An 8,186-nucleotide genomic window follows, 5' to 3' on the forward strand; every position below is an offset into this window, starting at 1 on the left:
GTGGGGGTTACTTAACGGAGCCGGAGGACAGCCCGGCGATGAGGTGGCGCTGGACGAGCATGAAGCCGATGAGGACCGGCAGCGAGACGACCACCGAGGCGGCCATCAGCTGATTCCAGTACACGTCGTTCTGCGAGGCGTAGGAGCGCAACCCGATCGCCAGGGTGCGGGTGGAGGAGTTCGTCAGGACCGAGGCGAAGAGCACCTCGCCCCAGGCGGTGATGAAGCAGTACACCGATACCGCGACGATGCCGGGCCTCGCGACCGGCAGGACCACCCGAATCAGCGCGCCGAGCCGTCCGGTGCCGTCGATCATCGCCGCCTCCTCCAGTGCCCGCGGGATGGAGGCGAAGAAGCCGGTGAGCATCCAGATGGCGAAGGGCAGCGAGAACGTCAGGTAGGTCAGGATCAGGCCCAGGTAGCTGCCCGAAAGCTGCAGCCCCACCGTCCGTTCGATCTGGGTGAAGATCAGAAACAGCGGCAGCAGGAACAGGATGCCCGGGAACATCTGGGTGGACAGGACCACCAGGGAAAACGTGCGGGCCCCCTTGAATTCGAAACGGGAGATGGCATAGGCGGCCATGATGGCCAGCACGACCGAGAAGAAGGTGGCGCTGACGGTGACGATGAGGCTGTTGACGAAGTAGTCGGCCAGCGGGACGGTCGTCCAGATGTCCAGATAGGGCTGGAGGGTGATGGTGCTGGGCCACCAGGTGAAGAGCCCGCGCACATCCTCGAGCCGTTTCACGCTGGTGATCAGCACGACATACAGCGGCAGGATCACGATCGCGGAGAGTCCGAGCAGCCCGAAGGTGCGCAGGATCCGGAATCCACGGGTTTCAAGCATCGGTGCTCTTTCCCTTCGGCATGACTAGTCGGATGTAGAAGGCGGAGGCGATCAGCAGCACGATGAGCAGCAGGACGCTCATGGCCCCACCGACGCCGAAGTTCCAGTTGCTGAAGGACTGCTGGTAAATCATCGGGGAGATCAGTGTTGCCTCCGGTGGGGAGGCCGGCCCGAACAGCACGTAGGGGACGTTGAACTGGTTGAAGATCCACAGCGAGAGGATCAGCAGCAACACCGTGTTCGCGTGCCGGATCATCGGCAGGGTGATGTTGGTGAACTGCTTCCACAGGCTCGCCCCGTCCAGCGCTGCGGCCTCATAAACGTCGCCGGGGATGTTCTGCAGGGCGGCGAGCAGCATCAGGAACGCGAAGGGCCAGAACTGCCAGACCGTCACGATCACCATGACCCAGAAGGCGTTGGAACCCAGTAGCCAAAACGGCCGGTGGTCCAGGATCCCCAGGTCATCGACCAGCAAACGGTTGATGACGCCGTCGCGCTGGTTGAACATGAACGCCCAGGCGATGGTGCCCACATAGCTGGGCAACGCGTATGGGACCAGGAACAGGGTCCGCAGGAAGCCGCGGCCCCGGAAGCTCGAGGAGAGCAGGACCGCGGCGAACATCCCGATGCTCCAGGCCAGGCCCACCACGATGACGGTGAACAGCACCGTGCGGCCGAGGGCGTCGTAGAACTGGCTGCCGATCGGACCGGCGGGGTTGAGCCCGTCGACGAAGTTCTGGAATCCGATGAACTTCGCCTGCACCCAGTTCGCGATGCTCAACTGGGTCAGCGCGATGAACGCAATCCAGACCCCGAGGGCCATGGGGATGATGTGGATCAGCAGTTCCATGATGCTCGCCGGGGCGACGAGCAGATACGGGAACAGGTCCTTCTTGCGTTTGCGGGGCGTTGCGGCCGGGGCCGGGCGCCCCGCGGTGGGGGTGCCCGGATCCGATGCGGCCCGACGGCGTTTGCCGGCTTCGAGGGTGGGGCCCATGGTCAGTCCTTTCAGCGGATTCGACGAGGGGTGGGCGGAGACGGTTACATCTGCGAATTCGCGTTGTCCAGCGCCTTCTTCACGTCCGCTTCACTGACCTTCTGGCCCTGGGCGATCTTGGCGAAGAGGTTCTTCACCGCGGTGCCGACCAGGGTCTCCATCTGGCTTTCGGAGGGATACAGCGGCATCGGCTGGGCATGGTTGGCCAGGATGTCCTTCTTCAGCGTGATCTCGTCTGATTGGAAGGCCTCATCGTCGTAGGCGGCGGTGACCACGGGCAGCGCGGTGAATTCCTTATTCAGGTACTTCTGCTCATCGTCGCTGGTCAGGTGCTTCACGAAATCGACGGCTGCCGCCTTATTATCCGAGTTGTCGAAGACCGAGACGTTGATCCCGGCCACGTGGCTCTGCGTGCCTTCGAGTCCTGTGGCGTCGGCGGTCATCATCGGGACCGGCGCTGCCTTATAGTCCTTCATGTCACGGGCGTTCAGGGTCTTGCCGGGGGCCTGGTCGAAGAACATAGCCGACTTTCCCGCCGCGAAGTCCTCCACCATGTCGGAGCCGTTCTGAGCCTCGGCCATGGACGGGTTGACCACACCGTCGGAGCCCATCAGCTGGACCCACTGGTTCACGCCCTTGACCACTCCGTCGGCGGCGAACTGCGGCTTTCCGTCGGCGTCGTACAGGGACTCGCCGTTCTGTAGACCGCGGATGAACGCTGCGTGGGCGTTATTGGTCACCGAGGCACCGGCCAGGGAAACGCCCCACTGATCGGTTTTGCCGTCGTCGTTGGTGTCCTTGGTCAGCTTTTTGGCGTCGGCGACGAAGTCATCCCAGGTGGCCGGCGGGCTCTCGATGCCGGCTTCCTTGAACATCTTGGTGTTGTAGTACATCGAGTAGCTCAGCCCGTAGAGCGGAACGGAGGTCGGGGCTTCCCCCTCGGCACCACCGGTGGCCCAGCTGGTTTGGACGAAGCGGTCCTGCCCGCCGATCTTCTCCAGTGCGTCGCCCTCCCAGGGGAGGAAGGCGCCGGAGGCCTGCAGAGAAACGGCCCAGGTATTGCCGATGTTCAGCACGTCGGGGCCATCGCCCGAGGAGACGGCGGTGAGGATGCGGTTGTAGAGGTCGCTCCACGGGATGACCTCGAGCTCGACCTTGGTGCCGGTCTCCTCGGTGTAGCGGTCGATGGACTCCTTGAGCACGCGTTCATCATCGGTGACCGAGGTGCCCTGGTTGGAGGCCCAGTAGGTGATGGTTCCGCCAGCCTGGGCGTCACCGACATCATTCGAAGCCGAGTTGCCGCAGGCCGAGAGGCCCAGGACAAGGGTTCCAATGGAGAGGGCGGCTGCCCATTTCTTGGTCGTTTTCATGGTGGTTTCTCGTTTTCTTCTCATCGGGCGGAGCCCGGGTGCGGTGAGGTGCAGGGCAAGCAGTGGCTAGGTGGCCTGTTGCTGGGGTGGATACGGAGGGATGCGCCGGGGTTGGCCCGGTGTGTTTGATCAGACGGAGCTGCTGGCCTTCGACGGGTCCCAGTCGGCATCCAGCGGTTCGGAGGCCTCGACCGTGCTGGTCACATCGACGAATTGGCCGGTGCCGGCGGCTTCGGAAATGGAGACCATGATGTCCAGGACGTGGAAGGCCAGCGCGCCGGGAACCCGTTCTGGGCGTCCTTCGCGCAGGGCCTGGGCCATTTCGGCGACGCCGGTCCCCCGGGTGAACAGCGAACCTTCGGCCTCGATGACCCGCGAATCGTCCTCGCCGGTGTGGAGGGTGGTGGCGCCGTCGAACATATTGGGGTCGGGCAACACTGCGGTGCCCTCGGTGCCGGCGATTTCGACGAATCCGGCCCGTGGGAGTTTCGAGTCGAAGCTGAACACCGATTGTGCGCTCGCCCCGGATTCGAATTCGATCAATGCCGAGATATGGGTGGGCACCTCGACGGGGAATTCGGTGCCTGCCTTCGGTCCCGATCCGATGGTGCGGGTGGGGCGAGCCTGGGAGGCGGTGGCGGCGACCCGGCGGACCGGCCCGAAGACCTGGACCAGCGTGGTCAGGTAGTAGGGGCCGACGTCGAACATGGGGCCGGCGCCCTGCGCGAAGAGGAATTCGGGGCTGGGGTGCCAGGATTCGGGGCCGGGGACCTGGAAGAGCGTGAGCCCGGTCAACGGCTGGCCGATGGACCCGGCGCGGACCTCGCGCAGTGCGGTTTGCAGGCCGGCCCCGAGGAACGTGTCCGGGGCGACGGCGACGCGGACTCCGGCTTGGTGGGCGGCGTCCATGAGTTCGCGTCCTGATGCGCGGTCCAGGGCGTAGGGCTTCTCTCCCCAGACGTGTTTGCCGGCACGGACCGCTTGGAGGGCGACCTCCACGTGTACTGCCGGGATGGTCAGGTTGACCACGATCTCCACGTCGGCGTTCTCCAAGAGTGCCTGATAGGAGCCCGAGTTCGGGACACCCCATTTGGCTGCCTGGCTGGCGGCGCGTTCCTCATTGAGGTCGGCGATGAACAGGACCTTCAGGTCGGGGAAGCGGGTTAGGTTCTCCAGGTACTGGTCGCTGATGGTTCCTGCGCCGACGATGCCGACGCCTGTGGTGCTGGTGTTCATTTGGTGCCTGCCAGGAAGTTGTAGGAATCGGTGACGGCTTGCAGGACGTCACCGTCGAAGTCGTCGAGTTCAATGACGCGGAGTGCCTGGGGCGCGGCGGCGAGGATCTCGGCGATCGGCATGGAGCCGGCGCCGACGGCTACCTGTTCCTTGTCGTTCTTGGTCTTGGGTCCGTCCTTCACATGGAGGGCTTTGACCCGGTCGTCCAGGCGGCCCAGCAGCGCCGGGGCGCTTTCGCCGCCGACTTCTGCCCAGTAGGTGTCCACCTCCAGGACGACGGCGTCGCCCACCTCCTCGGCGAAGACCTCCAGGGCTGCGGTTCCGTCGATGCGGTTCTCGAGTTCGAAGGCGTGGTTGTGGTAGCCGATGGCCAGCCCGTGGTCGGCGGCCTTCGCAGCGATGCCCTTCAGCTCACGGGCAATGCCGGCAACGGATTCGCGGCTGGTCCAGCGGGACTCGTCGATATGCGGGTCAATGATGGTGGAGATGCCCAGTTGCTTCGCTGCGGCGAAGACGGCGTCCAGGTCGGCGTCGATGAGCTTCACATGTGCCGTCGGAGCGGAGAGCCCGAGACGGGTCAGGTGCTCGGCGTATTCGGCGGCCCGTTCGACGAACGCGTAGGGCTCGACCTGAGTGAAGCCGATGCCGGCCATCGCTTCAAGCGTTCCGGGAAGGTCCTCGGCCAAATGGCCGCGAACCGTGTAGAGCTGGACGGACGGTGTCATGAAAGGGCTCCTCGGTGTTGCGCGGACTATCGGGACTACTGCTACTGCTAATGCGACCGTTGCCGTGATGGCGATCACATCAACGTTGGATTGAGCGTACGATTACTTTTGACGAACGTCAAGCAAAAGATGTAGACATATACTCATAAGGTGATTCTCGGCCACTCCTCGTCCCCAAGACGGGGAATGGCGAATCTACTGGCATGATCGCTGCAAGCAACCGACGACGTACGAGAAGAGGGACCATGCCAATCGACACGGCGGAGAACGGCACGGCCGACCTGGCCAAGGCCGGCGAATTCTTGCAGTTGCTACGCGACGGACGCCCCCGGACTCGCGCCGAGTTGGCGCAGGTCACCGGCATGGCTCGATCCACGGTGGCGTCCCGCGTGGACACCCTCCTGCAGCTCGGCTACGTCGCCCCGGTCGGCGATTCCACCTCGACCGGCGGTCGCCCACCGTCGCTCTTCGCGCTCAATCCCGACGCCCGCGTCGTCATCGGCGCTGACCTGGGAGCCAGCCACGCCCGCGCCGTACTGGCCAACCTCGCAGGGGAAGTCAAGGCCGAATTCTGGGAGATGCTGCCCATCGCCGACGGCCCCGAAGCCGTCGTAGGTTGGCTGGCCCAGACCATCGGGCGGCTACTTGCCGAGGCGGGATGCACGGCCAGCGAGCTTGCGGCCATCGGCGTGGGCCTCCCCGGCCCGGTGGAGTTCCAGACGGGCCGCCCGGTCAGTCCACCGATCATGCCGGGCTGGGACGGTTACGATCTGCCGGCGAGGCTGCATCAGGACTACGACGTCCCGGTGCTCGTGGATAACGACGTGAACATCATGGCGCTGGGCGAACACAAGGCGAACCTCCCCACCGATCAGGACATCCTCTTCGTCAAGGTCGCCACCGGCATCGGCGCCGGCATCATCGCCGGAGGAAACCTCGAACGCGGCGCCCAGGGAACCGCGGGCGATCTCGGGCATGTGCGCGTCCCCGGCGGACCAGAGACGCTGTGTACCTGTGGGAATGTCGGGTGCCTGGAGGCTGTTGCCAGCGGTCCGGCCATCGCCTTGAAGTTGGGCCTGACCCCGAAACCGGGACAGAACATCCCCTCGCTCGTTGCCCAGCAAGTGCGCGACGGCGATGCCGCAGCCATTGCCGCGGTGCGTCAGGCAGGACGGGATTTGGGCAGTGTCCTGGCCACCTGCGTCAGCCTGCTGAACCCCTCGGTCATCGTCGTCGGCGGCTCATTGGCCCAGGTGGGTGAGCACCTCTTGGCAGGGATCCGAGAGGTGGTCTATCAGCGCTCGCTCCCCCTGGCCACCAAGCACCTGCGCATCATCACCTCCAGCTCCGGCTCCCACGCCGGCGTTTTGGGCGCGGTGGCCTTGGCCTCAGAGTTCGCGCTCTCGCCCAAGGCCATCGAGATGCCTATTGGCTAGCCCCGAAATAGAGGTGATGCGGCTGCCATATCAGCCGGTCTCGCTACACCGGGTTCCTGACGAGCGTTTGCTGGCAGGCACGCGCGCCTAGCCCCAGGACTGCGCGCGCAGACCGTGAGCGCCTCGATAGCGCGGTGACTCCGGCTCGGACCACCCACGGGCCAGTTCCTCATCGAGGGCGTAGACAGTTACCTGTAGGGGATGGCAGTTCTCTACCGGGTCTTCCGTCCCGGCACCGAACATGGGCTGGGACAAGTCCCCCGCCGGGGCACGCCGACAGTGCGGCCAACAAATCCTGCTCGGCGAAGAATTCGAAATAGTCCCCGGCCGGGCCGGGCAGGTCTTCATGAAGTACTCGTCTCGATCATTCAATCCGGTGCATTGGAAGACGTTGAGGACGTCATGGACGTCGAACTCGGTCAGCCCGAACGGGAGCACGGCGCGTACCAGATTCGAATGGCAGTGGAAATCGAAGTCGACGTCGTTGAGCATCTGCGAAACATAGGGATCGCACCGCGTACCCAGGGTGTCGTGCAACCGTCCACCATCGGCATCGGCGCCATAATCCGCTAAGGTATCCCCCACAATCGTCGCCATGGGCCTCAAGAATGGCAGGGTCGACCAGAGGCGGTCGTAGGTGCTCAGATGCGCGGCCTGAAGTTGACGGGTGCGCGCCGCCCAGAACCGCTCGCGGGGATCGTGGCGGTTCCAGAAGTTCAGGTCTCCAACCTGCGGGCCCTCGACGGAGGTAATCCGGCATACATGTCCGGCCGGTACCTCCCACGCCTCCCCCGAACGGATCTGGACCGTCAGCTCGCGGATCAGGGTGCGTTGTGCCATCTGTTCGCCAATCCGCCTATAGAACTCGCAGTCAATTTCCAGGGCTTTGCCCTGATAGGCGGCCTCAGTCAATCGAGGATTTGGGGTCATGAGAACTCCTGGTAGCGAGGTTGGATGTTGAAAAGGCAAAACACCGCCAGACACGGATCGGGCCGGCAACCAGTTACCCGCCCATGTTGTTGCTCACCCTGTATATCCACAAGACCTGACAACTGCCAAGCAAGAAATGAGCAGCGCCTACCATGAGGATTCAGCCAATCAGCGTGCGCGCCGATGATCGGGCCACGGCCTAAACGTTCTACATGTAGGTCTTGGGTTCCTGAAGAAACACGAAACCCCAAGGGTGCACCACCATTACTTGGCCGTGGCTTCCGCGGACGTTGCCGAGCTCTTCCTCAAGCAAGGCTGCCATCCCGCTGCGCCGCCTTCAAGGCAGCTCTGGTCGCGGACGGGATTCCGCGCACACAATTTATCGTTGACGACGCCTACGCCGAGTATGGGCGGCTGAGGGGCATCGGTGCCGGCCTCACCCGGGGACCCACCTCGATGTCCTTGGCGACTACCGCCGTACTGGACGGCACATGCGTAAACCTCACCCAAATCGCCTGTCAGTTTGAACGGGCTTTCCATTAGCTTCCAGCCGAGAACAGCGTGGAAGCTACCGATGCGGGCCCACATTATTGGCGAGTAGCGCTTGACGGTAGCGCGAGTCCACGTAGTTGGTAGCGTTTCTGA

Annotated in this window: 7 protein-coding genes; 1 reads left to right on the forward strand and 6 read right to left on the reverse strand. The window is 64.0% G+C overall.

What is annotated here, in order from left to right; genetic code table 11:
• Nucleotides 1-7: 7 nt before the first annotated feature.
• The 5 genes from FM101_RS03760 to FM101_RS03780 all read right to left on the reverse strand — a co-directional run bounded on the left by FM101_RS03760 (nucleotide 8) and on the right by FM101_RS03780 (nucleotide 5,175).
• Nucleotides 8-847: a carbohydrate ABC transporter permease gene (locus FM101_RS03760; RefSeq protein WP_086995684.1), complete on the reverse strand. Its 840-nt coding sequence runs from the start codon at nucleotides 845-847 to the stop codon at nucleotides 8-10.
• Nucleotides 840-1,844 (reverse strand): carbohydrate ABC transporter permease, encoded by a 1,005-nt coding sequence (locus tag FM101_RS03765; RefSeq protein ID WP_086995687.1) that lies wholly within the window; start codon nucleotides 1,842-1,844, stop codon nucleotides 840-842. The genes FM101_RS03760 and FM101_RS03765 overlap by 8 nt, the downstream gene beginning before the upstream one ends.
• A 44-nt stretch (nucleotides 1,845-1,888) precedes the next feature.
• Entirely contained in the window at nucleotides 1,889-3,214 is a 1,326-nt protein-coding gene (locus FM101_RS03770; protein WP_086995690.1) for an ABC transporter substrate-binding protein, read from the reverse strand.
• Between the two features lie 129 nt (nucleotides 3,215-3,343).
• Nucleotides 3,344-4,450, reverse strand: a complete 1,107-nt coding sequence (locus tag FM101_RS03775) for a Gfo/Idh/MocA family protein (protein ID WP_086995693.1) — start codon at nucleotides 4,448-4,450, stop codon at nucleotides 3,344-3,346.
• Complete coding sequence (locus FM101_RS03780; protein ID WP_086995696.1) at nucleotides 4,447-5,175, reverse strand: sugar phosphate isomerase/epimerase family protein; 729 nt, start codon at nucleotides 5,173-5,175, stop codon at nucleotides 4,447-4,449. The genes FM101_RS03775 and FM101_RS03780 overlap by 4 nt, the downstream gene beginning before the upstream one ends.
• 245 nt (nucleotides 5,176-5,420) lie before the next feature.
• On the opposite strand from FM101_RS03780, the gene FM101_RS03785 reads away from it, so the two are divergent.
• On the forward strand, nucleotides 5,421-6,611 hold the full coding sequence (locus FM101_RS03785; protein WP_086995699.1) for an ROK family transcriptional regulator: 1,191 nt from the start codon (nucleotides 5,421-5,423) through the stop codon (nucleotides 6,609-6,611).
• A gap of 87 nt (nucleotides 6,612-6,698) precedes the next feature.
• Here the strand turns inward: FM101_RS03785 and FM101_RS03790 are convergent, their stop codons facing one another.
• Complete coding sequence (locus FM101_RS03790; protein ID WP_245806609.1) at nucleotides 6,699-7,541, reverse strand: urea carboxylase-associated family protein; 843 nt, start codon at nucleotides 7,539-7,541, stop codon at nucleotides 6,699-6,701.
• Nucleotides 7,542-8,186 lie beyond the last annotated feature (645 nt).

The sequence above is a fragment of the Arthrobacter rhombi genome (assembly GCF_900163545.1).
In the GTDB taxonomy this organism is placed as follows: domain Bacteria; phylum Actinomycetota; class Actinomycetes; order Actinomycetales; family Micrococcaceae; genus Arthrobacter_H; species Arthrobacter_H rhombi_A.